Source organism: Streptomyces sp. NPDC050674 (genome assembly GCF_040654575.1).
Classification (GTDB): domain Bacteria; phylum Actinomycetota; class Actinomycetes; order Streptomycetales; family Streptomycetaceae; genus Streptomyces.
In genome coordinates this window covers 44,732-67,529 of the sequence record NZ_JBFAIG010000012.1, presented here as the reverse complement: position 1 = coordinate 67,529, position 22,798 = coordinate 44,732, and the positions used below count along the sequence as shown (strand labels likewise).

Annotated in this window: 21 protein-coding genes; 11 read left to right on the top strand and 10 right to left on the bottom strand. The window is 72.6% G+C overall.

Features of this window, described 5'->3' with window-relative positions; genetic code table 11:
* The first annotated feature begins 28 nt into the window (after positions 1 to 28).
* The 6 genes from AB0I06_RS20795 to AB0I06_RS20770 all read left to right on the top strand — a co-directional run bounded on the left by AB0I06_RS20795 (position 29) and on the right by AB0I06_RS20770 (position 8,366).
* Positions 29 to 1,180 carry an ATP-binding protein gene (locus tag AB0I06_RS20795; RefSeq protein WP_363120292.1) on the top strand — a complete coding sequence of 384 codons (1,152 nt, stop codon included), beginning with the start codon at positions 29 to 31 and terminating at the stop codon, positions 1,178 to 1,180.
* A gap of 128 nt (positions 1,181 to 1,308) precedes the next feature.
* The gene (pheS, locus tag AB0I06_RS20790; RefSeq protein WP_363120291.1) at positions 1,309 to 2,436 is read left to right on the top strand and encodes a phenylalanine--tRNA ligase subunit alpha; all 1,128 of its coding nucleotides are present in this window, start codon (positions 1,309 to 1,311) and stop codon (positions 2,434 to 2,436) included.
* Positions 2,436 to 4,949, top strand: a complete 2,514-nt coding sequence (gene pheT / locus AB0I06_RS20785) for a phenylalanine--tRNA ligase subunit beta (protein ID WP_363120290.1) — start codon at positions 2,436 to 2,438, stop codon at positions 4,947 to 4,949. The genes pheS and pheT overlap by 1 nt, the downstream gene beginning before the upstream one ends.
* A 130-nt stretch (positions 4,950 to 5,079) precedes the next feature.
* Entirely contained in the window at positions 5,080 to 6,114 is a 1,035-nt protein-coding gene (locus AB0I06_RS20780) for a PP2C family protein-serine/threonine phosphatase (RefSeq protein WP_363120289.1), read from the top strand.
* A 259-nt stretch (positions 6,115 to 6,373) separates the two neighbouring features.
* Positions 6,374 to 7,714, top strand: a complete 1,341-nt coding sequence (locus tag AB0I06_RS20775) for a transcriptional regulator (protein WP_363120288.1) — start codon at positions 6,374 to 6,376, stop codon at positions 7,712 to 7,714.
* Between the two features lie 106 nt (positions 7,715 to 7,820).
* On the top strand, positions 7,821 to 8,366 hold the full coding sequence (locus AB0I06_RS20770) for an NUDIX hydrolase (protein WP_363120287.1): 546 nt from the start codon (positions 7,821 to 7,823) through the stop codon (positions 8,364 to 8,366).
* On the opposite strand, the gene AB0I06_RS20765 is transcribed toward AB0I06_RS20770, so the two are convergent.
* Positions 8,367 to 8,624, bottom strand: coding sequence for a hypothetical protein (locus tag AB0I06_RS20765; RefSeq protein ID WP_363120286.1), 258 nt, complete (start codon positions 8,622 to 8,624; stop codon positions 8,367 to 8,369). It abuts the gene before it with no gap.
* 249 nt (positions 8,625 to 8,873) lie between these two features.
* The gene (locus AB0I06_RS20760; protein WP_185009286.1) at positions 8,874 to 9,749 is read right to left on the bottom strand and encodes a 3-hydroxybutyryl-CoA dehydrogenase; all 876 of its coding nucleotides are present in this window, start codon (positions 9,747 to 9,749) and stop codon (positions 8,874 to 8,876) included.
* A 173-nt stretch (positions 9,750 to 9,922) separates the two neighbouring features.
* On the opposite strand from AB0I06_RS20760, the gene AB0I06_RS20755 reads away from it, so the two are divergent.
* Positions 9,923 to 11,158 (top strand): family 10 glycosylhydrolase, encoded by a 1,236-nt coding sequence (locus AB0I06_RS20755; protein WP_363120285.1) that lies wholly within the window; start codon positions 9,923 to 9,925, stop codon positions 11,156 to 11,158.
* A gap of 2 nt (positions 11,159 to 11,160) precedes the next feature.
* Here the strand turns inward: AB0I06_RS20755 and AB0I06_RS20750 are convergent, their stop codons facing one another.
* A complete protein-coding gene (locus tag AB0I06_RS20750) occupies positions 11,161 to 11,361 on the bottom strand; it encodes a DUF1918 domain-containing protein (RefSeq protein ID WP_107458238.1) in 201 nt (66 codons plus the stop codon).
* A 94-nt stretch (positions 11,362 to 11,455) separates the two neighbouring features.
* Complete coding sequence (locus tag AB0I06_RS20745) at positions 11,456 to 12,376, bottom strand: DMT family transporter (protein WP_363120284.1); 921 nt, start codon at positions 12,374 to 12,376, stop codon at positions 11,456 to 11,458.
* Here AB0I06_RS20745 and AB0I06_RS20740 point away from each other — a divergent pair.
* The 3 genes from AB0I06_RS20740 (at position 12,375) to AB0I06_RS20730 (ending at position 14,958) form a co-directional block, all read left to right on the top strand.
* Entirely contained in the window at positions 12,375 to 13,811 is a 1,437-nt protein-coding gene (locus tag AB0I06_RS20740) for a PLP-dependent aminotransferase family protein (protein ID WP_363120283.1), read from the top strand. The two genes, AB0I06_RS20745 and AB0I06_RS20740, sit on opposite strands and share 2 nt — an antisense overlap.
* A gap of 40 nt (positions 13,812 to 13,851) precedes the next feature.
* Positions 13,852 to 14,292, top strand: coding sequence for a GNAT family N-acetyltransferase (locus tag AB0I06_RS20735; RefSeq protein WP_363120282.1), 441 nt, complete (start codon positions 13,852 to 13,854; stop codon positions 14,290 to 14,292).
* Positions 14,293 to 14,364: 72 nt separating this feature from the next.
* A complete protein-coding gene (locus AB0I06_RS20730) occupies positions 14,365 to 14,958 on the top strand; it encodes a histidine phosphatase family protein (protein ID WP_363120281.1) in 594 nt (197 codons plus the stop codon).
* On the opposite strand, the gene AB0I06_RS20725 is transcribed toward AB0I06_RS20730, so the two are convergent.
* Positions 14,940 to 15,386: a DUF6314 family protein gene (locus tag AB0I06_RS20725; RefSeq protein WP_363120451.1), complete on the bottom strand. Its 447-nt coding sequence runs from the start codon at positions 15,384 to 15,386 to the stop codon at positions 14,940 to 14,942. The genes AB0I06_RS20730 and AB0I06_RS20725 overlap by 19 nt on opposite strands.
* Positions 15,387 to 15,523: 137 nt before the next feature.
* On the opposite strand from AB0I06_RS20725, the gene AB0I06_RS20720 reads away from it, so the two are divergent.
* The gene (locus tag AB0I06_RS20720; RefSeq protein ID WP_363120280.1) at positions 15,524 to 18,010 is read left to right on the top strand and encodes an alpha-L-arabinofuranosidase C-terminal domain-containing protein; all 2,487 of its coding nucleotides are present in this window, start codon (positions 15,524 to 15,526) and stop codon (positions 18,008 to 18,010) included.
* A 52-nt stretch (positions 18,011 to 18,062) separates the two neighbouring features.
* On the opposite strand, the gene AB0I06_RS20715 is transcribed toward AB0I06_RS20720, so the two are convergent.
* The 5 genes from AB0I06_RS20715 to AB0I06_RS20695 form a co-directional block, all read right to left on the bottom strand.
* Positions 18,063 to 19,013: a bacteriocin fulvocin C-related protein gene (locus tag AB0I06_RS20715; protein WP_363120279.1), complete on the bottom strand. Its 951-nt coding sequence runs from the start codon at positions 19,011 to 19,013 to the stop codon at positions 18,063 to 18,065.
* Positions 19,014 to 19,061: 48 nt separating this feature from the next.
* Positions 19,062 to 20,009 carry a bacteriocin fulvocin C-related protein gene (locus AB0I06_RS20710; protein WP_363120278.1) on the bottom strand — a complete coding sequence of 316 codons (948 nt, stop codon included), beginning with the start codon at positions 20,007 to 20,009 and terminating at the stop codon, positions 19,062 to 19,064.
* Positions 20,010 to 20,123: 114 nt separating this feature from the next.
* Positions 20,124 to 21,125 (bottom strand): winged helix-turn-helix domain-containing protein, encoded by a 1,002-nt coding sequence (locus AB0I06_RS20705; protein WP_363120277.1) that lies wholly within the window; start codon positions 21,123 to 21,125, stop codon positions 20,124 to 20,126.
* A gap of 187 nt (positions 21,126 to 21,312) precedes the next feature.
* Positions 21,313 to 22,002: a DUF6215 domain-containing protein gene (locus AB0I06_RS20700; RefSeq protein ID WP_363120276.1), complete on the bottom strand. Its 690-nt coding sequence runs from the start codon at positions 22,000 to 22,002 to the stop codon at positions 21,313 to 21,315.
* 144 nt (positions 22,003 to 22,146) lie between these two features.
* Entirely contained in the window at positions 22,147 to 22,599 is a 453-nt protein-coding gene (locus tag AB0I06_RS20695; protein WP_363120275.1) for a hypothetical protein, read from the bottom strand.
* Positions 22,600 to 22,798 lie beyond the last annotated feature (199 nt).

Here is a 22,798-nt window from a genome sequence, read left to right as displayed (position 1 = left end):
TGTGGAGCCTTGGAGGTGGGGTAGGGGGATGAGCGTCGGCACGAGCAGCGCACCGGGAGCCCAGGACGCCGGGGGCCCGCCCACCGCGTCCCGGCCACCCGGTGATCCCTCCGGCCTCGGCATCGACCCCGACCAGCTGCCCGACGGGCTCGTCGTGGCCGACGAGCGCGGGCGCGTCATCTGCTTCAACGCCGCCGCCGAGCGCATCACCGCCGTCCGCGCCGGGGACGCCCTCGGACAGCCGCTGGACAAGGCCCTGCCGTTAGAGGACCTGGAGGGCCGGCGCTGGTGGCAGCTGACCGACCCGTACGGCGGCCTGGCCATCCGCGTCGGACAGCCCGAGCGCAACCTCCTCCTGCCCGGCGGCCGTGAGGTGCTGGTGTGCGCGCGCTACGTCCGCACCCGGCCCACCGGACCGCTCCGGCGCCTGGTCGTCACCCTGCGCGACACCGAGGCCCGCCGCCGCACCGAGCGCAGCCACGCCGAGCTGATCGCCACCGTCGCCCACGAACTGCGCTCCCCGCTCACCTCCGTCAAGGGCTTCACCGCCACGCTGCTGGCCAAGTGGGAACGCTTCACCGACGACCAGAAGCGCCTGATGCTGGAGACCGTCGACGCCGACGCCGACCGCGTCACCCGGCTCATCGCCGAACTGCTCGACATCTCCCGGATCGACTCCGGCCGCCTCGAGGTGCGCCGCCAGCCCGTCGACATCGGCGCCGCCGTCGGACGGCACATCCAGGCCTACGTCGCCGCCGGGCAGCCCGCCGACCGGTTCCTGCTGCGCGTCCAGCAGCCGCTGCCCGCCCTGTGGGCCGACCCTGACAAGATCGACCAGGTGCTCAGCAACCTGCTGGAAAATGCCGTGCGGCACGGCGAGGGAACTGTCACGATCGACGTCACGGCCACGGCGTCCCTCCGCGAGGGCGAGTACGCCGAGAACGCAGCCACGTCGGTCACCGTGAGCGACGAGGGGCCCGGCATCCCGGAGGAGTCCATGAACCGCGTCTTCACCCGCTTCTGGCGGGGCAGCAAGCGCGGTGGCACCGGCCTCGGGCTCTACATCGTCAAGGGCATCGTCGAGGCCCACGGCGGCACCATCACGGTCGGCCGCGCCCCCGGCGCCGGCGCCGAGTTCCGATTTACGTTGCCCGTGAGCGCTCCGGCCTATCTCGCCTGAGCCCCGCGGGCGCATTCGTATTCCTCCACCCCGTTAGACTCGGCCATTGGCACCTTTGTGTCCCACCAGACGGCCGTCCGAGTCGGTGACGGGGACCTTCAGCCAGCCAATCGGAAGCACGGGAAGAGATGTCGGCACCGAATAAGTCGTACGACCCTGTCGAGGTCGAGACGTTGAAACCGGAAGAGATCGAGCGCATGCGGGACGAGGCGCTCGCCGCCTTCGCCGCCGCGGACTCCCTCGAAGCGCTCCACGAGGCCAAGGTCGCCCAGACCGGCCCCACCTCGCCGCTGGCCCTCGCCAACCGCGAGATCGGCGCCCTGCCCCCGCACGCCAAGGCCGAGGCCGGCAAGCGCGTGGGCCAGGCCCGAGGTGCCGTGAACAAGGCCCTCGCCGCCCGTCAGGTGGAGCTCGAGGCCGAGCGGGACGCGCGGGTGCTCGTCGAGGAGGCGGTGGACGTCACGCTGCCCTACGACCGCGTGCCGTCCGGCGCCCGGCACCCGCTCACCACGATGATGGAGCGGGTCGCGGACGTCTTCGTGGCCATGGGCTACGAGGTCGCCGAAGGACCGGAGGCCGAGGCGGAGTGGTTCAACTTCGACGCCCTGAACTTCCTGCCCGACCACCCGGCCCGGCAGATGCAGGACACCTTCTTCGTCCAGGGCCCGAAGGGCACCGACGAGTCCGGTTCCGGCGTCGTGCTGCGCACCCACACCTCGCCGGTGCAGGCCCGCGCGCTGCTCGACCGTGAGCTGCCGGTCTACATCGTCTGCCCCGGCCGCGTGTTCCGCACCGACGAGCTGGACGCCACGCACACGCCCGTCTTCCACCAGATCGAGCTGCTCGCGATCGACGAGGGCCTGACCATGGCGGACCTCAAGGGCACCCTGGACCACATGGTCCAGGCCCTGTTCGGCGCGGACATGAAGACCCGGCTGCGGCCGAACTTCTTCCCGTTCACCGAGCCCAGCGCCGAGATGGACATGCTCTGCTACGTCTGCAAGGGCGAGTCCATCGGCAACCCCGACCGCCCCTGCCGCACCTGCTCGTCCGAGGGCTGGATCGAGCTCGGCGGCTGCGGCATGGTCAACCCGCGGGTGCTCACCGCCTGCGGTGTCGACCCCGAGAAGTACAGCGGGTTCGCCTTCGGGTTCGGCATCGAGCGGATGCTGATGTTCCGCCACAACGTCGAAGACATGCGAGACATGGTCGAGGGTGACGTCCGGTTCACCCGGCCGTTCGGGATGGAGATCTGATGCGGGTCCCGCTTTCTTGGCTGCGGGAGTACGTCGACCTGCCGGAGACGGAGACCGGTCGCGACGTGCAGGCCAAGCTCATTTCGGCCGGCCTCGAGGTCGAGACCGTCGAGCAGCTCGGCGCCGACCTCAAGGGTCCGCTGGTCGTCGGCCAGGTGGCGACGATCGAGGAGCTGACGGAGTTCAAGAAGCCGATCCGCTTCTGCACCGTCGATGTCGGCCAGGCCAACGGCACCGGCGAGCCCCAGGAGATCATCTGCGGCGCCCGCAACTTCGCCGTGGGCGACAAGGTCGTCGTGGCCCTGCCCGGAGCCGTCCTGCCCGGTGACTTCCAGATCGCCGAGCGCAAGACCTACGGCCGGATGTCGCGCGGCATGATCTGCTCCAGCGACGAGCTGAACATGGGTGACGACGGCACCAAGGGCATCATCGTCCTGCCGCCGGAGACCGAGATCGGCAAGGACGCCGTCGAGCTGCTCGAGCTGGTCGACGAGGTCCTCGACATCGCCGTCACGCCCGACCGCGGCTACTGCCTGTCGCTGCGCGGTGTGGCCCGTGAGGCCGCCACCGCCTACGGCCTGCCGCTGCGCGACCCGGCCCTGATCGACGTGCCCGGCCCGAACGCGCACGGCTACCCGGTGCGGATCTCCGACCCCATCGGCTGCGACCGCTTCACCGCCCGCACGGTGACCGGCCTCAGCTCCGAGGCCCGCTCGCCGATCTGGCTCCAGCGCCGGCTTCAGAAGGTCGGCATGCGCCCGATCTCGCTCGCCGTCGACGTCACCAACTACGTGATGATGGAGCTCGGCCAGCCGCTGCACGCCTACGACCGCTCCCTGGTCCAGGGCACCATCGGCGTGCGCCGCGCCGAGCCCGGCGAGAAGCTCACCACCCTCGACGGCGTCGAGCGCACGCTGGACGCCGAGGACCTGGTGATCACCGACGACCGCGGCCCGATCGGGCTCGCCGGCGTCATGGGCGGCGCCAACACCGAGATCGCCGACCACGACGACGTGGAGAACGCCACCTCCGACGTCGTCATCGAGGCCGCGCACTTCGACGCGGTGTCGATCGCGCGCACGGCCCGCCGGCACAAGCTGTCCTCCGAGGCGTCCCGGCGCTTCGAGCGCGGCGTCGACCCGCTGGCCGCGGCGGCCGCCGCGCAGCGCACCGTCGACCTGCTGGTCCTGCTCGCGGGCGGCACCGCCGAGGCCGGCGTCACCGAGGTCCTCGCCCCGTCCGCGCCGCGCACCATCACCATCCCGGCGGACCACCCGGACAAGGTCGCGGGCGTCGTCTACGGCCGCGAGACCGTCGTGCGCCGCCTCCAGGAGGTCGGCTGCGACGTGTACGGGCAGGACGAGCTCATCGTCACCGTCCCGTCCTGGCGGCCCGACCTCACCGACCCGAACGACCTGGCCGAAGAGGTCATCCGGCTGGAGGGCTACGAGAACCTGCCCTCCACGCTGCCCAAGCCGCCGGCCGGCCGCGGTCTGACCGAGCGGCAGCGGCTGCACCGCCGCGTCGGCCGGGCCCTGGCCGGTGCCGGGTACGTCGAGGCGCTGAACTACCCCTTCATCGGCGAGCAGGTCTTCGACCAGCTCGGCCTGGAGGCTCACGACCCGGTGCGCCGCGTCGTGAAGCTCAGCAACCCGCTGAGCGACGAGGAGCCCGCGCTGCGCACCACGCTGCTGCCGGGTCTGCTCGCCGCCCTGCGGCGCAACGACGGCCGCGGCTCGCACGACCTCGCGCTGTTCGAGACCGGCCTGGTCTTCCGGCCGCGCGAGGAGCAGCGGGTCGCCGCGGTGCTCCCGGTCGACCGCCGCCCGACCGACGAGGAACTCGCCGAGCTGAACGCGGCGCTGCCCGAGCAGCCCCGGCACGCGGCCGTGGTCCTCGCCGGCGCGCGCGAGCAGGCCGGCTGGTGGGGCAAGGGCCGTCCGGCCGACTGGGCCGACGCGGTCGAGGCCGCTCGGACCGTCGCGCGGGAGGCCGGTGCCGAACTCGTCATCCGCAAGGGGCAGTACGGGCCGTGGCACCCGGGTCGGTGCGCAGAGCTGGTGCTGACCGTCGACGGCGCCGAGCGGGTCGTGGGACACGCGGGCGAGCTGCACCCGCGGGTCGTGAAGGCCCTCGGGCTGCCCGCGCGCAGCTGTGCGATGGAGATCGACCTGAACGCGGTGGAGGCCGCCGGCGATGCCACGGCCGAGGCCCCGCGGATCTCCACGTTCCCGGTCGCCACGCAGGACGTCGCCCTGGTCGTCGACGCGTTCGTGCCGGCCGCCGAGGTCGAGGCGGCGCTGCGGGACGGGGCCGGGGAACTGCTGGAGTCGATCCGGCTGTTCGATGTGTACGAGAACGCCGAGCAGCTGGGCGAGGGACGGAAGTCGCTCGCCTACGCGCTGCGGTTCCGGGCCTCGGACCGGACGCTGACCGTGGACGAGGCCTCCGCGGCCCGGGACGCGGCGGTGGCCCTCGCGGGCGAGCGGGTGGGCGCCGAGCTGCGGAGCTGAGCGCCTCACTCGTTCGAGTGCTAAACGGCGGTGATCCCTACCCTCCGCGGATGCGCTGTCGACAGAATCGGACCGGCCTTCTCGGGCCGGTCCGATTCTGTGTGTCAGGGCCTATTGGGGGGCCATCGGCATGATCCGCATCAGGGGTCGGGTGCGCAGCCTCGGTCTGCCCACGGTGTGGGGCGCGGCGGCCGTCACGTACAAGCTGGCCTGCCCACTCGCCCAGGAGACCGGTCTTCAGGCCCGGATCGTCACCAGCGCCGTGTTCATGGCGGTCGGGACCGGGCTGATCCTGCATGTGCGTCGGTCGCTGCTGCGCGAACTGCGGCAGCTGCGCCGCGTCGCGGGCGCCGCGCAGAGCGCGCTGCTGCGGCCGTTGCCCGCCCGCGTCGACGGCCTGGAGGTGGCGGCCGTCCAGGTGCCGGCGGAGCGCGGCACCGCGGTCGGGGGCGACCTGTACGAGGTCGTCGCCACCGAGCACGGCGTGCGGGCCGTGATGGGTGACGTGCGCGGGCACGGCATCGGCGCGTTCGGGACGGTCGCCGCGGTGCTGGGCTGTTTCCGCGAGGCCGCGCACGACGAGGAGGACCTCGGCGGGGTGCTGCGCCGGCTGGAGCGGGCCCTGGACCGGCATCTTCGCCGGCAGCATCCGGCGAGCGCCGCCGAGGAGTTCGTGACGCTGCTGCTCGTGGAGATCCGGCCCGACGGGGAGATCCTCGCCCTGAACTGCGGACACCCCTGGCCGTTCCGGATCGGCGGCGGCCAGGTGGAACAACTCGTCCCCGGCGACCCGTACCCGCCCGTGGGGGTTGCTCCGCTGCCGCCGGTGCTGCCGGCGGTGGGGCTCGGCCGTCTCGGGCCCGATGAGGCGCTGTTCCTCTTCACGGACGGCGCGCAGGACGCCCGGGACTCCGGTGGCCGCTTCTTCCCCCTGGCGACCGCACTGACGCATGTCGTGAGGGCCGGCCCGCTCTCCGCGCAGAGCGTCGTCGGCAGGATCTCGGCCGCCCTCCGGCAGCACACCCGGGGCACCGTCCAGGCGGACGACATCGCCCTGCTGGTGCTCGGGGGCGGCCGGGGCATGTCCCTCAGCGGCGCGGGGAACCGGGCGAACGACCACCACGCGCCCGCGGCGGACGACCCGCCTCTGACACAGCGGCGATGACCCGCGTGGCTGAGCCGGCGGAGCCGTCCGCCCCGCCACGGAGTGTCGGGCAGGCAGCCGGGCGGACGGCGGGTGCGGGCCGCCGCACTGTACGAGGGGGAGCCGGCGGCCCGGCCGGCCTCTTTCGAGGCAGTTCAGTCAACCGGCCGGCGACTGTGAGCGACAGCGCGCACACGGGGCGGATTCGAGCACTCCGTTCACACCCCGTGTGAAGCCGGACCCACTAACCTGGCCGCACCGAGCCACCCGGGGGGCCCACATGCAGCCCAACACTCTGCTCGACGCGATCCTGGACGAGGCGGGGATCTCGCACGCGGGGCTGGCCGCACACGTCAATCAGGCGGGACGGGCGCGCGGCCTGTCCCTGAGGTACGAACACACCGCCGTCGCCCGGTGGCTGAAGGGGCAGCGCCCCCGGGGCCAGGTCCCCGACCTGATCTGCGAGGTGCTCGCGGGCCGGTTGCAGCGGCACGTCACCCTCGACGACATCGGCCTCGGCGTGCCCGGCGAGCCGGCCGCCGCGCACACCGGCTCGCTGTCCGGGTTCGTCGAACGGGCCACCGCCCTGTGGCGTTCCGACCAGCAGCAGCGCCCGCACATCCTGGACGCGCCCGCCCTCACCGGCACGCCCGCGGTGATGCCTGTGTGGGAGTGGGAGAACCCGCCCGAGGACGTGGACGTCTCGCGCGGCGGCAGACACCGGGTCACCACGGGCGACCTGGAGATGCTGCGGGCCGCCCGCGCGCACTACGAGCAGATGTACCGCAAGGCCGGGGGCATCGCGACGCGGGCCCGGATCGTCGGCTTCCTCAACGCCGAGGCCGCCCCGCTGCTGCGCGGCAGCTACACGGACGAGACCGGCCGGCAACTGCACCGCGCCACCGGCGGGTTGGTGGCGGTGGCCGGCATCTGCGCGTACGACTCCGACGCGCACGGGCTCGCCCAGCGCTACTTCCACCAGGCGCTGCGGCTCGCGAAGGCCAGCGGGGACCGGGGTCTCGGGGCGTACGTGATCGCCCTGCTGGTCAACCAGTCGCTGTTCATGCGGGAGTACCGGCAGTCCGTGGCCTTCGCGGAAGCGGCGCTGCGGGCCGCCGGCAAGCACATCACCCCGGCGCTCGCCTCCGACCTGTACGCGATGCAGGCCAAGGCGTACGCGCATCTGGGCGACGGCGGCAGCGCGCTGTCCTGCATCCGGCGGGCCGAGCAGGCGGCCGAGCGGATCCGGCGGGGCTACGAGCCCGACGAGACCGGTTATGTCCAGCCGGGGCTCGTCAACGTCCAGGTGGCCGAGGCGCTGCTGAGCCTCGGGGAGATCGCGGCCGCCGGGGAGCACGCCGCCGCCGCCGTGGACAACCCGGCGCACGACCGCGGCCGGGTGCACCGGCTGGCCATGCTCAGCGTCATCGAACTGCGCCAGGGCAACGCCGACAAGGCGGTGGCCATCGCCGTGCAGATGGCCGAGCAGGCCCGGGGGATGGAGTCCCAGCGGCTGCGCGACCGGTTGCGCGCGGTGCGGGAACACCTGGTGCGCAGCGGCTGCGCGGGGACGGCCGAGGCGGCCGAACTCATCGACGGGGCGCTGCGCGTACCGTTGTAGGCCCGGGCGGTGAGGCCCGTGTCGCTCCGAGGCGCTTCCCGTGCGCCTGCTGTCCGTACGTCCCTGCTGCGATATTGCCACTTACTCGACGGAAGGTGGCAGAACCGTGCAGTGGACGAAACACAACGAACAAGGTGTGTACTCAAACCGCTGGTTCAGCGTCAATCTCGCGGATGTCGAACTGCCGGACGGCCGGCACCTGGACCACTTCCTCATACGGCTCAGGCCCGTCGCGGTGGCCACGGTCGTCAACGAGGCCAACGAGGTGCTGCTGCTGTGGCGGCACCGGTTCATCACCGACAGCTGGGGGTGGGAACTCGCGGCCGGGGTGGTCGAGGACGGCGAGGACATCGTCCGCGCGGCCGCCAGGGAACTGGAGGAGGAGACCGGCTGGCGGCCGGGGCCCCTGCACCACCTCATGAGCGTGGAGCCGTCCAACGGGCTCACCGACGCCCGGCACCACGTGTACTGGGCCGACGAGGGCGAGTACGTCGGGCACCCCGTGGACGACTTCGAGTCGGACCGCCGGGAATGGGTGCCCCTCAAACTCGTCCCCGACATGGTCGCCCGCGGCGAGGTCCCGGCCGCCAACATGGCGGCCGCGTTACTTCTGCTGCACCATCTCAGGCTCGGTCAGGACACGTTGCCCTGACTAGCGCCCCAGCGCCTGCCATATCGCCACGACGAGGGCACCCACGGCGGTGAGGGCGGCGACCGCGGGCAGCGGCCAGCGCGCGTGTTCGAGCGTGTGGATCCGGGTGTTGAGCTCGTCGAGTTCCTTGGCGGTCTCCTCGGTGCGGTGACTGAGCAGGGCCAGTCCGCCCTCGACACGGGCGTAGGCCACATCGAGGCGGCGTCGTAACTCTGCGAGTTCTCCATGGACGACCGGATGCTCGGGATCGACGGTCACGAGTCCGCTCCTTTCCGTAGTCGTTTCACATCCCTTGCATGCGCATGAGGAGTCAACTCGCCTGGTGGGCGCCTGGGGAGAGTGTGCGACGGGCATATGCGAGCCCGGCGCGCACACGGTGTGTGAATGCCGCGGGCCCGGCACCAACCCAGGTGCCGGGCCCGTCGCTTGGCCGAAATCTGACCGTCCGTAATCAGCCTCGGGGGGTACCCGGACCGACATGAGGAGGTGGCTGTGACAACCGGACGGTCAGGCGTACGTGTAGAAGCCCGAGCCCGTCTTGCGGCCCAGCCGGCCCGCGTCGACCATGCGCTGCAGGAGCGGGGGAGCGGCGTACAGCGGCTCCTTGTACTCCTCGTACATCGACTGCGCGACCGAGGCGACCGTGTCCAGGCCGATGAGGTCGGAGAGCTTGAGGGGGCCCATCGGGTGGGCGCAGCCCATCTCCATGCCGTTGTCGATGTCCTCGCGGCTGGCGATGCCCGTCTCGAACATCCGGATCGCGGAGAGCAGGTACGGGATCAGCAGCGCGTTGACCACGAAGCCGGAACGGTCCTGGGCACGGATCGCGTGCTTGCCGAGCAGCTTCTCGGTGAACAGCTGGGCGCGGCTGATCGTGCCCTCGGAGGTGGTGAGGGCCGGGATCAGCTCGACGAGCTTCTGCACCGGGGCCGGGTTGAAGAAGTGGATGCCGATGACCTGGTCGGGCCGCGAGGTCGCCACCGCCAGCTTCACCAGCGGGATCGAGGAGGTGTTGGAGGCCAGGATGGCGTCCGGCCGGGTCACGACCTGGTCCAGGACCTGGAAGATCTCGGTCTTGACCTGCTCGTTCTCGACGACGGCCTCGATCACCAGGTCACGGTCGGCGAACTCGCCGAGGTCCGTGGTGAAGCTCAGGCGGGCCAGCGTGGCCTCCTGCTCCTCCTCGGTGATCTTGCCGCGCTCGGCTGCCTTGGCCAGGGAGGTGAACAGCCGGGTGCGGCCGATCTCCAGGGCTTCGCCGGTGGTCTCGGCGACCATGACGTCCAGACCGGCCCGGGCGCACACCTCGGCGATCCCCGCGCCCATCTGACCGCAGCCCACGACTCCGACGCGTGCAATGTCTCCCGCTGGGATGTCCGTCACATCGTCCCTTTCGCTGCTGATCCACGACCGGCAGGCCGGCCGGGTCCCGGCGCCTGCTCCGTTCGTGCACGTTACCGCCAAGTATCGATGATCGATCACGGGGGGCGGGTCGCCTTCGGGCATGCTGGGCCCGGAGCGATCCGCGACGGTGCGGATCCGCGGCATTTTGGGGCATGCGGATGGGACGAGTCTCACGCAGGGCGTTCGCCGTGGCGGCGCTGTCGGCACTCACGATGATGCCCCCGGCGTCGGCCGCGTCCGGCCGCCGGGGCGGGGCGCCGGCCGGCGAGATGCGCGGGGTGTGGCTCGCGACCGTGGCCAACCGGGACTGGCCCTCGAAGTCCGGACTGACCGCCTCGCAGCAGCGCTCGGAGCTGCTCACCCACCTCGACACGGCGGTCCGCAACCGGCTCAACACCGTGTTCTTCCAGGTCCGGCCCACCGCGGACGCCCTGTGGCCCTCGCCGTACGAGCCGTGGTCGCAGTACCTCACCGGCACCCAGGGCAAGGACCCCGGCTGGGACCCGCTGGGTACGGCCGTCGAGGAGGCCCATGCGCGGGGCCTGCACCTGCACGCCTGGTTCAACCCGTACCGGATCGCCGTCCACGCCGACCCGGCCCGGCTCGCCGCCTCGCACCCCGCCCGTCAGAACCCCGAGTGGGTGGTGACGTACGGCGGGAAGCTCTTCTACAACCCGGGGCTGCCCGAGGTTCGCGCCTTCGTCGAGGACGCCATGCTCGACGCGGTGGCGAAGTACCCCGTGGACGGTGTCCATTTCGACGACTACTTCTACCCGTACCCCGTGGCCGGGCAGAGCTTCGACGACGACGACGCCTACGACGAGCACGGCGGTGACTTCCCCGACCGGGCCGCCTGGCGGCGGGACAACATCGACCGGCTGGTGCGGGAGACGGCGGACCGCGTCAAGGAGGTGCGGCCGGGCGCCCGTTTCGGCATCAGCCCCTTCGGCGTGTGGCGCAACGCCGGGACCGACCCGCTCGGCTCGGACACGAGGGCGGGCGTGGAGACGTACGACGATCTGTACGCGGACACCCGCACGTGGGTGCGCGAGGGCTGGATCGACTACATCGTCCCGCAGCTGTACTGGAACATCGGCTTCGCCGCCGCCGACTACGCGAAGCTGGTGCCCTGGTGGGCGGAGGTCGCACGCGGCAGCTCGACGCAGCTCTACGTCGGGGAGGCGCTCTACAAGGCCGGCGACCCGGCGCAGCCCGCCGCCTGGCAGGAGACCGGCGAGCTGTCACGGCACCTGAGCCTCGCCGCGGAGCACCCGGAGGTGCGCGGACACGTCTACTTCGCCGCCAAGGACGTGGCGGCCGACCGGATCGGTGCGATGGCGCGGGTGGTCGCCGACCACTACGGGCAGCCGGCGCCGCCGCCGCGCTGAGGTCACGGCCCGGTGGTGGTCTCCCGGTGCCGGATCTCCGTGTCGGGCCCCGGGGAGCACACGCCCTCGTGCCCGTCCTCGAACCGGACGCGGTACGGCGGGCCGCCCTCCTGGCCGAGCACCTCGACGATCTCGCCGACCTTGTCGTGCTGACCGACCACCCTGCCGTGCTGGACAAGCTGGTCGCCCACGGTTGCGCGCATCTGGGGCCTCCTCACGAGGTGCGGGGCAGCGGTCCGTGGCCTCACGGGTCCACGGCCGGCGGCGCCTGCCGGCGGTGGCCGTGCGCCGTCCCGCTCAGCCGCGTGACCGCTGTGTGACGGCGATGCAGACCAGCACCGCCGCGGCCGTCAGCGGGGCGGCGACCGTGAGGTGCTCGCCCAGCAGCAGCACCGACCACACCAGTGTGAGCAGCGGCTGGGCGAGCTGCAACTGGCTGGCCTTGGGGATGCCGATGGCCGCCATGCCGCGGTACCAGACGACCAGTCCGGCGAACTGTGAGCCCGCCGCGACCCACAGCAGTCCGGTGACGCTGTGCGCGGTCAGCCGCACCGGCTCGTGCGCCAGGGCGAGCGCGGCCACGGGCACGGTGAGCGGCAGGCACAGCAGCAGCGCCCAGCCGATCACCTGCCAGCCCGGCATGAGCCGGGCCAGCCGGCCGCCCTCGGTGTAGCCGGCCGCGCAGACCAGCAGCGCGGCGAAGAGGTACAGGTCGGCGGTGGTCAGGGCGCCGCCGCTCTGCTGCGCCGTGAAGGCCAGCACCGCCGCCGCGCCCGCGAGAGCGGCGATCCAGAAGGTGCGCGAGGGCCGGGCGCCGACGCGCAGCGCGGACAGGAGCGCGGTGGTCAGGGGGAGCAGGCCCACCACGACCGCGGCGTGCGCGGTGGTGGAGGTCCGCAGCGCCAGCGTCGTCAGCAGGGGAAAGCCGAGGACGACACCGGCTGCGACGACCGCGAGGCCCGGCCAGTGCCTTCGGGCGGGCGGCGGCACGCGCAGGGCCAGCAGACAGCCGCCCGCGATGAGCGCGGCCAGGACGCTCCGCACGGCCACCAGGGACCAGGGTCCGAAGCCCTCCAGCCCCCAGGCGGTGGCCGGGAACGTGAGGGAGAAGGCGACGACGCCCAGCGCGGCCTGGAGGGTGCCGAAGCCGGGGCGCTCCGGCTCCGAGGGGGCGACTGCTATCGGCGGTGCGGCAGTAGCGCTACTCTGTGCTCTCATGCAAGAGCGTAGCAGCGTAGGTGACCTGGCGGAACGGCTGAGGCGGGAGCTGGACCGCTACTCACCCGGTGGAAAGCTGCCGTCGAGCCGGGCACTCGTCGAGCGGTTCCGGGTCAGTCCGGTGACGGTGTCGCGGGCCCTGGCGCAGCTCGCCGCCGAGGGCCTGGTGGTCACCCGGCCCGGCGCTGGCGCCTTCCGCGCGCAGGCCCGGACGGCACCGGCCCCCGCCGGGGACACCTCCTGGCAGGAGGTCGCGCTCAGCGCCGACGGAGCCGCCGACCTGGTCCCGCGCTCGGTGGACGCCTCCGGGGTCCTGGTGTCGCTGGCCGCGCCGCCGCCCGGCGTGATCGAGTTCAACGGCGGCTACCTGCACCCCTCGTTGCAGCCGGAGCGGGCCATGGCAGCCGCCCTCTCGCGGGCCGGACGCCGTCCCGGGGCCTGGGGGCGGCCGCCCATGGAGGGACTGCCCGAACTGCGCGAGTGGTTCGCGCGGAGCATCGGCGGCGCGGTCACGGCCGCCGAGGTGCTGATCACCGCGGGCGGGCAGTCCGCGCTCACCACCGCCCTGCGCGCCCTCGCCCCGCCCGGCGCGCCGGTCCTGGTCGAGTCGCCGACCTACCCCGGCATGCTCGCCATCGCCCGGGCGGCGGGCCTGCGCCCGGTGCCCGTCCCGGTGGACGCCGACGGCGTGCGACCTGAGCTGCTCGCCGACGCGTTCCGCGCCACCGGCGCCCCGGCCTTCGTCTGCCAGCCGCTCTTCCAGAACCCCACCGGCGCCGTGCTCGCGGCCGGGAGGCGCGCCGAGGTGCTGCGCATCGCCCGGGAGGCGGGCGCGTTCGTCGTCGAGGACGACTTCGTGCGGCGGCTGGTGCACGAGGACGCCGGGCCGCTGCCGCGCCCGCTGGCCGCCGACGACCCCGACGGCGTCGTCGTCCACGTCTCCTCGCTGACCAAGGCGACCTCGCCGAGCTTCCGGGTCAGTGCCCTGGCCGCCCGCGGCCCGGTCCTGGAACGCCTGCGCGCCATCCAGGTCGTCGACACGTTCTTCGTGCCGCGCCCCCTCCAGGAGGCCGCGCTCGAACTCGTCGGCTCGCCCGCCTGGCCACGCCATCTGAGGGCGCTCTCCGCGGAGCTGAAGACCCGCCGCGACGCGATGACCGGCGCCCTCGCCCTGCACCTGCCCGAACTCGCCCTGCCGCACGTGCCGTCGGGCGGCTACCACCTGTGGCCGCGCCTGCCCGACGGCACGGACGAGTCCGTGCTGACCTCCGCTGCCCTGCGTGCCGGCGTCGCCCTCACCCCCGGCCGCCCGTACTTCAGTGCCGAACCGCCGGCCGCGCACCTCCGTCTCAGTTTCGCCGCGGTCGCCGGGACCGGGGAGATCGCCGAGGGCGTGCGGCGGCTGCGCACCGCCTGTGACGAGGTGTGGGGATAACCGCTCGACGGGTCTGCGGACGGCTGCGAGCATCGCGGACATGACCGACACGCCGCGCCCGCCCGAGGGCTACGAGATCTCCACCGACCCCGGTCGCGTCGACCGCGACCGCGTGCACCACTGGCTGTCCACCGACGCGTACTGGGCGCTGGGGCGTTCGCGCGAGCAGCAGGACCGTGCGATCGAGGGGTCGCTCAACTTCGGTGTCTACGACGCGGTGTCGGGGGAGCAGGTCGCCTACGCCCGGGTGATCACCGACCGGGCGACCTTCGCGTGGCTGTGCGACGTGTACGTCAGTCCGTCGGTGCGCGGCAAGGGCGTCGGGACCGCGCTGGTGGGCGCCGTACGGGACGAGACGCGGTCCTACGGGGTGCGGCGGGTGCTGCTCGCCACGCACGACGCGCACGGGGTGTACCGCAAGCTCGGGTTCGCCCCGCTGGAGCGGCCCGAGCACTGGATGGCGCTCCTCTTCGGCCGGTGAGGGCCGCCGCCTCTCGGTAACTCGTAGGTAACACCTCTTGACCTGCGTACTTGCGGCGCACACCATCGCCGCATGCCACTGAGGGTCACGTTCGTCGCCGCCGCGCGCAGCTCCGCGCCGCCCGCCGAGCGTTTCGAGGACGACCGGCCGCTGGACCAGGCCGGCTGGGGCGAGGTGGAGCGCGTCGCCCAGGGGCTGCTGCCGCTCGCCGCGGCGGAACTGCGCTACTGCTCGCCGGCCCCGCGCAGCCGCTCGACGGGGGAGGGGCTGGGGTACGCCCCGCTGGTGCAGCTGGGGCTGCGGGACTGCGACATGGGCCGGTGGCGCGGGCTGACCCTCGGCGAGGCCATGGCCCGGGAGCCCGACGCCGTGGACGCCTGGCTGGCCGACCCCCGCGCCACACCGCACGGCGGTGAGTCCCTGGTCGACTTCATCACCCGCGTGGGCGGCTGGCTGGACACCCGGCCCGTCGAGGACGGCTGCCGGGTGGTGGCGGTGGCCGAACCGTCCGTGATCCGGGCCGCCCTGGTGTACGTCCTGAAGGCCCCGCCCTCGACGTACTGGAACCTCGACGTCCGCCCGCTGTCGGCGACCTCGGTGACCGGCCGGGCGGGCCGCTGGAACCTGCGTTTCGACGGGGCGCCCGATCAGCCCTCGCGCGCGTAGCCGGTCCGCAGCACCAGGTCCTTGGCGGGGCCCCTGACCCGCCACACCGTCCGCCAGTGGTCCGCGTCGCGGACGGTGAACTCGCCGCGGTAGAGGTCCGCGGAACACGGGTGGCCGGCGACATGCCGGCCGGTGCTCAGGTCCAGGTCGTGGAACGGCCGCATGTCGGCGAACCGCACGTCGGCAGTGCCGTCCGGGCCCGGCAGGAAGCGCAGGGTGCGCTCCGCGGGCCGGGCGACGCCCTGCCAGACGAAGGTGCCGGACTCCAGGTGCAGCAGTGCGCCGGGCTCCTCCCCGTCCGCACGGAACTCGGTGACGCCGGTGAACTGCCCTTCCGCGCCGCTCGCGAGATCCCGCACCGAGCGTGACACCCGCCAGCGCCCGGCCAGATACCCCAGTACGTCCGGCACTGGCCAGAACCCGCCCATCCTGCCCCGCTCTCCGTCCCGGCCGTTGCTGCGCGACCCATTGACGCGCATCCGCCCCCTCCCTATCTTGCCGTTCGAAGTGCTGACCAATGTCTGATATTTCGAACACTCCTCTACCAGAGAGCCGCGGAGTATCCATGCCACGCACCGCCGCCCGCACCCGCCGGAGAGCCGGTCTCGCGACCACCGCCCTCCTGACGGCCATAGCCCTCGTACCGGCCCCCGCGCACGCCGAGGACGTCACCGACTACGCGATCACCGTCGACCCGTCCGCCCAGGGCGCGAAGATCGACGACACGATGTACGGCGTCTTCTTCGAGGACATCAACCGGGCCGCCGACGGCGGTCTGTATGCCGAGCTCGTGCAGAACCGGTCCTTCGAGTACTCCACCGCCGACAACGGCTCCTACACGCCCCTGACCGCCTGGACGGTCGGCGGTACCGCCGAGGTCGTCAACGACTCGGGCCGGCTCAACGAACGCAACCGCAACTACCTCTCCCTGGCCGCCGGTTCATCCGTCACGAACGCCGGCTACAACACCGGCATCCGGGTCGAGCAGGGCAAGCGGTACGACGTCTCCGTGTGGGCCCGCGCCGAGAGCGGCAGCACCCTCACCGTCTCCCTGAAGGACGCCGCGGGCAGCCTGGCCACCGCCCGCCAGGTCGCCGTCAAGGGCGGCTGGGCCAAGTACAGGGCCACGTTCACGGCGACCCGCACCAGCAACCGCGGCCGGCTCACCGTCGCCTCGACGAACGCCGCCGCGCTCGACGAGGTGTCCCTGTTCCCGCGCGAGACCTACAAGAACCAGCCGAACGGCCTGCGCAAGGACCTCGCCGAGAAGATCGCCGCCCTGAAGCCCGGTTTCGTGCGCTTCCCCGGCGGCTGCCTGGTCAACACCGGCTCCATGGAGGACTACAGCGCGTCCTCGAACTGGCAGCGCAAGCGCAGCTACCAGTGGAAGGACACCATCGGCCCCGTCGAGGAACGCGCCACCAACGCCAACTTCTGGGGCTACAACCAGAGCTACGGACTCGGCTACTACGAGTACTTCCGCTTCTCCGAGGACATCGGCGCCATGCCGCTGCCGGTCGTCCCCGCCCTGGTGACCGGCTGCGGGCAGAACAAGGCCGTCGACAACGAGGCGCTGCTCAAGCGGCACATCCAGGACACCCTCGACCTCATCGAGTTCGCCAACGGCCCGGCGACCTCCACGTGGGGCAAGGTGCGCGCCCGGATGGGCCATCCCAAGCCCTTCCACCTGACCCACATCGAGGTCGGCAACGAGGAGAACCTCCCCAAGGAGTTCTTCACCCGCTTCCAGCAGTTCCGCGCCGCCGTCGAGGCCAAGTACCCCGACATCACCGTCATCTCCAACTCCGGCCCCGACGACGCCGGTTCGACCTTCGACACCGCCTGGCAGCTCAACCGCGAGGCCAACGTCGACATGGTCGACGAGCACTACTACAACAGCCCCACCTGGTTCCTCCAGAACAACGACCGCTACGACTCCTACGACCGCAAGGGTCCCAAGGTCTTCCTCGGCGAGTACGCCTCACAGGGCAACGCCTGGAAGAACGGCCTGTCCGAAGCCGCCTTCATGACCGGCCTCGAGCGCAACGCGGACGTCGTCAAGCTCGCCTCCTACGCCCCGCTGCTGGCCAACGAGGACTACGTGCAGTGGCGGCCCGACCTGATCTGGTTCAACAACCGGGCCTCCTGGAACTCGGCCAACTACGAGGTCCAGAAACTGTTCATGAACAACGTCGGCGACCGCGTGGTGCCGTCGAAGGCCACCACCACGCCGAACGTCAGTGGCCCCATCACCGGCGCCGTCGGCCTGTCGACGTGGGCGACCAGCGCCGCGTACGACGATGTGAAGGTCACCTCGGCCGACGGCGCGACCCTGCTGAGCGACGACTTCGCCGGTGACGCCTCGAAGTGGAAGCACTCCGGCGCCGGCAGCTGGAGCATCCAGGACGGGGCCTACGTCCAGACCGACACCGCCGCCGAGAACACCCTGGTCACGGCGGGCGACCCGGCCTGGAAGGACTACGACCTGCATGTGAAGGCCACCAAGAAGTCCGGCAAGGAGGGTTTCCTCGTCGCCTTCGGCGTCAAGGACACCGGCAACTACTACTGGTGGAACCTGGGCGGCTGGAACAACACCCAGTCCGCGATCGAGCAGGCCGTGGACGGCGGCAAGAGCACCCTGATGACGAAGGCCGGGTCGATCGAGACGGGCCGGGCCTACGACATCGACATCAAGGTGCGCGGCCGTCAGGTCACCCTCTTCCTCGACGGCAAGGAGTGGGGCGCCTTCAAGGACGACAAGCCGGCCGAGCCGTTCCGCCAGGTCGTCACCAAGGACGCCAAGACCGGTGACCTGATCGTCAAGGTCGTCAACGCCCAGTCGGCCGAGGCCCGTACGGCCGTCGACCTCGGTGGCGCCAAGGTGGCCTCCACGGCCCGCGTGACCACGCTGGCCGCCGACGAGGACGCCGTGAACACCGAGACGGACACCCCGGTGACGCCGGTGACGTCCACCTTCCGGGGCGTGGCGGAGAAGTTCACCTACACCTTCCCGGCGAACTCGGTGACCTTCCTGCGGATCAAGCAGAAGTAGGACCCGCCGGCACGGGCCGCCGTCCCCCGGGCGGCGGCCCGTGCCGTGGCCGTCACTGGTAGCAGAGCCCGTTGCAGGACCAGGTCCACAGGGTCCCGCAGCCGCTGTCGGAGCGGACGCACGAGTTCTGCACCCAGATGCAGCTGCTGCCCCAGCACTTGTCGCTGTAGGTGTTGCACTCGCAGTCCGGCAGCGCGGCGGCCTCGGCCGGTCCGAGCGTGGCCAGCAGCGCGTGGGCCTCGGCGGGTTCGAAGGCGGCCTCGGCGGCTTCGTCGATGCGCAGGATCTCGTCGGTGCCCCGGCGGCCCCGCTCGAACTCGAACGTCGACACCCGCGACGCCGCCGCCCGCGCCCGCTCCACCACCCTGACCTGAGCGGGTGTCAGGTCGGCGTGGGCCGCCCGCCACCGGTCGATGTGCTCCACCCACAGCGCGCTGCGCACCCCGGCGGGCAGCGCGGCGTGCACGGCGCGGCGGTGGGCGAGCGGCAGGGCGGCCACGTCGTCGTAGCGGGTCGGCAGCCGGCCGGTGTGCTCGCGGACCCAGTCCTGGGCCGCCGCCGCGTCCCTGTCCCTGGCGAACGCCGGGGTCGTGCCCTTCACCAGGACGGCCGCGGCGACCGCGAGGCCCCCGCCCAGACGCAGGAACTCGGCACGACCGAGCCGCCCCCGGGCCGGTGTGCTCTCGGCGCGCGCCCGCCCCAGGGCGCGCAGCACCCGCACGGAGGACCGCGGCCCCAGCCGCCGGGCCAGCGCGACGGCGAGCCCGGGGCCGGTCCACGCCCGCACCCGTGCGCCCTCACCGCCGTCCACGGCCAGCAGCGTGGGCACCCAGGGGGCGTCCGCGCCCAGGGCCCGCTCACGCCGGTCGCGTACGTCCTGGCGCCCGAGCGGCACCACTTCCAGCTTGCCGTCGCACGCCTCGTACACGAGCGAGGAGATGGCGCGGCAGGCCCCGCAGGAGCTGTCGAAGGCCAGCATCCAGCGCACCCCGGAATCACGCATGGAGCACTCCGTCCTCCGCGTCGCGGCACGGCGACGCGGTCGCCGTGGTCAGTTGAAGCAGAGTCCGTTGCACGGATAGATGTAGAGGCTTCCGCAGCCCATGCTGGTGTGGCGGCAGCCGTTGTCGATGCAGTCGCCGTCCCAGCCGCAGTACACGTCGATCCTGTTGCACTCGCAGTTGGGCGGTGGCGCCGCCTGCGGCGCCGGACCGAGGACGGCCAGCATCGCCCTCGCCTCGGCGGGGCCGAACGCGTCGCGGGCCGCCTCGCCGAGCTTCGCGACCTCGGCGGGCGGCTCGCCCTCGAAGGTCGCCGGGTCGGAGGCGACGGCCAGGGCCCGGTCCAGTACCCGGCGCTGCGCGGCGCTCAGCTCCGGCCGGGCGGCACCGAAACGCCGCAGGTGCTCCGACCACAGACCGCTGCGGGCCTTCGCCGGCAGCGCCTCGTGCAGGGCGCGGCGGTGGCTCACCGGGAGTGCGGCCACGTCGTCGTAGGTGGTGGGCAGCGCGTCCCGGTGTGCCAGGACCCAGCGGCGTGCGGCCTCGGCCTCGTTCTCGGCGAAGGCGGGAGTACTGCCGCGCATGATGACCCCGGCCGCCACCACCAGCCCGGCCCCGGCCCGCAGGAACTGCGCACGGCGCAGGGTCCGGCCGGTCACCGGCCGGTCGGCGGTGTGGCGGGCGTCGGCGCCGCGCAGGTCGCCGAGGGCGCGCAGCACCCGCAGCGCCGAGCGCGGGCCGAGCCGGCGCAGCAGCGGCACGGTCATGGCCCCGCCGGTCCAGGCGCGCACCCCGCCGCTGCCCGCCCGCAGCAGGGTCGGCGCCCACGGGGCGTCCGTGCCGTAGGCCTGCTCGCGCCACTGCCCGACCCTGCTGTCGTCCAGCGGCAGCACCTCGAGTCTGCCGTCACAGGCCTGTGAGACCGCGCTGGAGATCTTCCGGCAGGTCGCGCACGACCCGTCGAAGGCGAGCACCCAGCGTGGATCCGGTTTCTCCATGGCTGCTTCCCCTCTGTCCGCCCGGCGGCCGACATCGCTGACGCCGAGTCTGGCCAGGAGCCCCACCGGGCGCACCGCCTTTAGAACGCAGTCGAAAAGCCCTCGTCGCGGCGTTCAGGCGGCCGAGCCGGGACGGCCTTCGAGCAGGCCCGCGCCGAGCGGCGTGACGGTGTGCAGCACGGCGTTGCCGAGCCGGTGGGTGCTGAGCAGGCCCGCGTCCCGCAGCACGGAGGCGTGGTAGCTGGCGGTGGCGGCGGAGACCCCGGTGCCCTGCGCCAGCTCCGTGGTCGTGGCGCCGTCGCCGGCGGCGTGACGGAGGATCTCCGCCCGGGTCCGCCCCAGCAGGGCGACCAGCGGCCTGGCCGGGGTGGCGGTGCCGTCGGCGGTGGGACCGGCCGGGTGGGAGCCCTCGTGCGTCATGGGGTAGACGACCACCGGAGGCAGCGCGGCGTCCTTGAGGACCGTCGGGTAGCGCCAGCAGAAGTAGGACGGCAGGACCAGCAGTCCGCGTCCCCGCAGGTGCACGTCCCGCTCCACGCGCAGGCCGCCCACCGTCAGCACGGGCGGCCGCCAGTGCAGTTCGGGGTGCAGGGTGCCGAGCAGACTGCCGGCGCCGGCGGCCGGTGTCCGGCTGCGCACGGCACGCTCGGCCTCGAAACGGGCGCGGACATGATCCCAGCAGGGCGCCAGATGAGTCGTGAAGTAGTCCCGCACGGTGCGCCCCAGATGGTGCACCGCCTCCGCGTCGCCGGCTGCCAGGGCCCGGCCCCACGGCGGCAGCCTGCGTCCCGAGGCCGCCAGTTCGAGCAGGTCGTGGCGCAGCCGCGCGCGGGGCGTGGACAGCAGGGCGTCGATGCCCGGTTCCAGACCGCCCTCGCCGGCGGCGGGTGTGAGGAAGTCCGGCGAATAGCCCACGGGCGGTGCCAGACGCAGCAGTTGGCGCTCCGGTGCGCCGAGGGCCGGGCGCACCCCGGCGCGCCAGCGGCCGAAGACCGCCCAGCCGTCCCGGCTCTGGAGCATGTGCATGCTCTGCAGGGTCTCCCACATCGGGTCGGGTGCCTGGGCGAATCGGATGCGGGTGAGGTCGTCGTCGGTGAAGTGAATGCGCAGGGCCATGCGAGCCATCCCCGTGGACACCGTGGGCATCCCCCGTGGTTGCCCCCCGGCGCCGGTCCACCCATGGTCGGCTTCCGTCCCGCGCGTCGCGAGGGCCTTCACAACATACCCACGCCGGGTACGGCCCCGTACGCCTCGTTCCGGCCACCGGGCCCCAGCCGCGCGGGCGCCGAGGTGGCGGGCCGGATCAGCCGCCCGCGGTCCAGCCCGGAACGGTGGGCAGCACCTTCTCGGCGACGCCCAGCAGCACCGCGTCGTCCGGCACCCCTCCGTCCGCGCGCCACAGCACGACGTCCAGGGAGCCGCCGCGGTCCTTCGCGTCCCGGGCCACGCTCAGGGCCCGGGCCGGGACGCCGGGACCGCTGTCGGCGTCGCCGCCGTCCAGCCGGAAGCTGATGCTGAGGGTGCGCTCGGAGTAGAGGACCCCCGGACGGCCCAGGACCTTCCGCCGGCGGGCGTCGCTGCCGAGCAGGGACTCCGACCCGGCCACCGGCAGGCCGTCGTAGGTCGCCGCCAGCGTCACGGTGTACGTCTCGAACTCCACCCGTGCCTGCGGTGTGCGGATCTCCTTGCCGCTGCCGGTCTTGAAGGAGCTGTCGCTGCCGTAGGCGGTCTGCGCGATCTCCGCCGGCGTGCCGAGCAGCGCGGCCAGGTCGGACCGGTTCAGCGCCTCGCAGAGCTGCGCGCCGGAGAGGTGCCCGCCCTTCGGGGCCGGGGTCTCCTCGTCGGAGCAGGTGGCGGGCTTCGGCTCGCTCTCCGCGGCCGACGTCTTCGCGAGGCCCCAGAACCCCGCGCCGAGCGCGCCCACCAGCACCACCGCCGCGAGCGCCTGCCCCCACGCGCTCGCGCTCGTCATGGTGTCGTTCTCCTCGGCCATGTCCCCCCACCCGCCGTGATCCCCTGAATCGTGCCCGGGGACCCTAACCTGTGGTCATGGCCAGGACAAACCTGGTTGTCTGGCGTCACGTTCGGTCACGCCGGTCTCCCATCGGGCAAGCGGCGCTTCGTCGTGGAGTCGAGGTCAGTGGAACCAGGTGACGAGTCGCACATGCTCTGCTCCATGGAGTCCGCTGAGTGTCCGCATCACGCTCCAGACCGGCCCCCAGTGGGTTTGGTTTCCGGCAACCGATTCTCGGCTTCGCGTGCCGGAGCTGTCTGTTTCCTGCCAGTCGGTCGATGCGAGCTCGGCCCACGTGATCCATGTCGTGCCGTGGGTGTCAGGAGATCCGCCGTAAGCGGCGTACTCGGTCTGGAGCCCCTCGGATGCGTCGCTCGGAAAGCCGCGGCTTTCGGCCAGAGGGCGGAAGCCGAAGTGGTTCCGGATGCCGAAGAGGCAGGCGAGGGCGTCGTAGGCGTTGCCGTTGTTGAGCAGGAAGAGGTCGATGGCGGCGTGCCACACGGAGTCCTCGTCGTCGGGGCCCCAGAGGCGGGCACCTGGCCGGCACTCGATCATCCCGCTGACTTCGGTAGACATGCACGCATGCTGCCCGCACGGCCCGTGATTCGGCACCTGCTTTTCCTGCGACCCGCTTCGCCAAGTGCGCAGGTGCCGCTATCCGCCATCAGGAGCGAGGGCCTCGCGGGCTGAGGTCCAGATGCTTCCTGGCGCTTGCGGTCGTCGAGCACCGGGGACAGGGCCTGGGAGTGGCGTCTGGCGGTTGATGAGGCCCTGC

Coding starts and splice junctions, on each gene's coding strand:
- AB0I06_RS20795 (WP_363120292.1), top strand. CDS start 29: ATGAGCGTCGGCACGAGCAGCGCACCGGGAGCCCAGGACGCCGGGGGC.
- AB0I06_RS20695 (WP_363120275.1), bottom strand. CDS start 22,599: ATGTCTACCGAAGTCAGCGGGATGATCGAGTGCCGGCCAGGTGCCCGC.
- AB0I06_RS20755 (WP_363120285.1), top strand. CDS start 9,923: ATGCGGATGGGACGAGTCTCACGCAGGGCGTTCGCCGTGGCGGCGCTG.
- AB0I06_RS20780 (WP_363120289.1), top strand. CDS start 5,080: ATGATCCGCATCAGGGGTCGGGTGCGCAGCCTCGGTCTGCCCACGGTG.
- AB0I06_RS20740 (WP_363120283.1), top strand. CDS start 12,375: ATGCAAGAGCGTAGCAGCGTAGGTGACCTGGCGGAACGGCTGAGGCGG.
- AB0I06_RS20720 (WP_363120280.1), top strand. CDS start 15,524: ATGCCACGCACCGCCGCCCGCACCCGCCGGAGAGCCGGTCTCGCGACC.
- AB0I06_RS20775 (WP_363120288.1), top strand. CDS start 6,374: ATGCAGCCCAACACTCTGCTCGACGCGATCCTGGACGAGGCGGGGATC.
- AB0I06_RS20750 (WP_107458238.1), bottom strand. CDS start 11,361: ATGCGCGCAACCGTGGGCGACCAGCTTGTCCAGCACGGCAGGGTGGTC.
- AB0I06_RS20715 (WP_363120279.1), bottom strand. CDS start 19,013: ATGCGTGATTCCGGGGTGCGCTGGATGCTGGCCTTCGACAGCTCCTGC.
- AB0I06_RS20725 (WP_363120451.1), bottom strand. CDS start 15,386: ATGGGCGGGTTCTGGCCAGTGCCGGACGTACTGGGGTATCTGGCCGGG.
- AB0I06_RS20745 (WP_363120284.1), bottom strand. CDS start 12,376: ATGAGAGCACAGAGTAGCGCTACTGCCGCACCGCCGATAGCAGTCGCC.
- pheT (WP_363120290.1), top strand. CDS start 2,436: ATGCGGGTCCCGCTTTCTTGGCTGCGGGAGTACGTCGACCTGCCGGAG.
- AB0I06_RS20705 (WP_363120277.1), bottom strand. CDS start 21,125: ATGGCCCTGCGCATTCACTTCACCGACGACGACCTCACCCGCATCCGA.
- AB0I06_RS20730 (WP_363120281.1), top strand. CDS start 14,365: ATGCCACTGAGGGTCACGTTCGTCGCCGCCGCGCGCAGCTCCGCGCCG.
- AB0I06_RS20710 (WP_363120278.1), bottom strand. CDS start 20,009: ATGGAGAAACCGGATCCACGCTGGGTGCTCGCCTTCGACGGGTCGTGC.
- AB0I06_RS20735 (WP_363120282.1), top strand. CDS start 13,852: ATGACCGACACGCCGCGCCCGCCCGAGGGCTACGAGATCTCCACCGAC.
- pheS (WP_363120291.1), top strand. CDS start 1,309: ATGTCGGCACCGAATAAGTCGTACGACCCTGTCGAGGTCGAGACGTTG.
- AB0I06_RS20700 (WP_363120276.1), bottom strand. CDS start 22,002: ATGGCCGAGGAGAACGACACCATGACGAGCGCGAGCGCGTGGGGGCAG.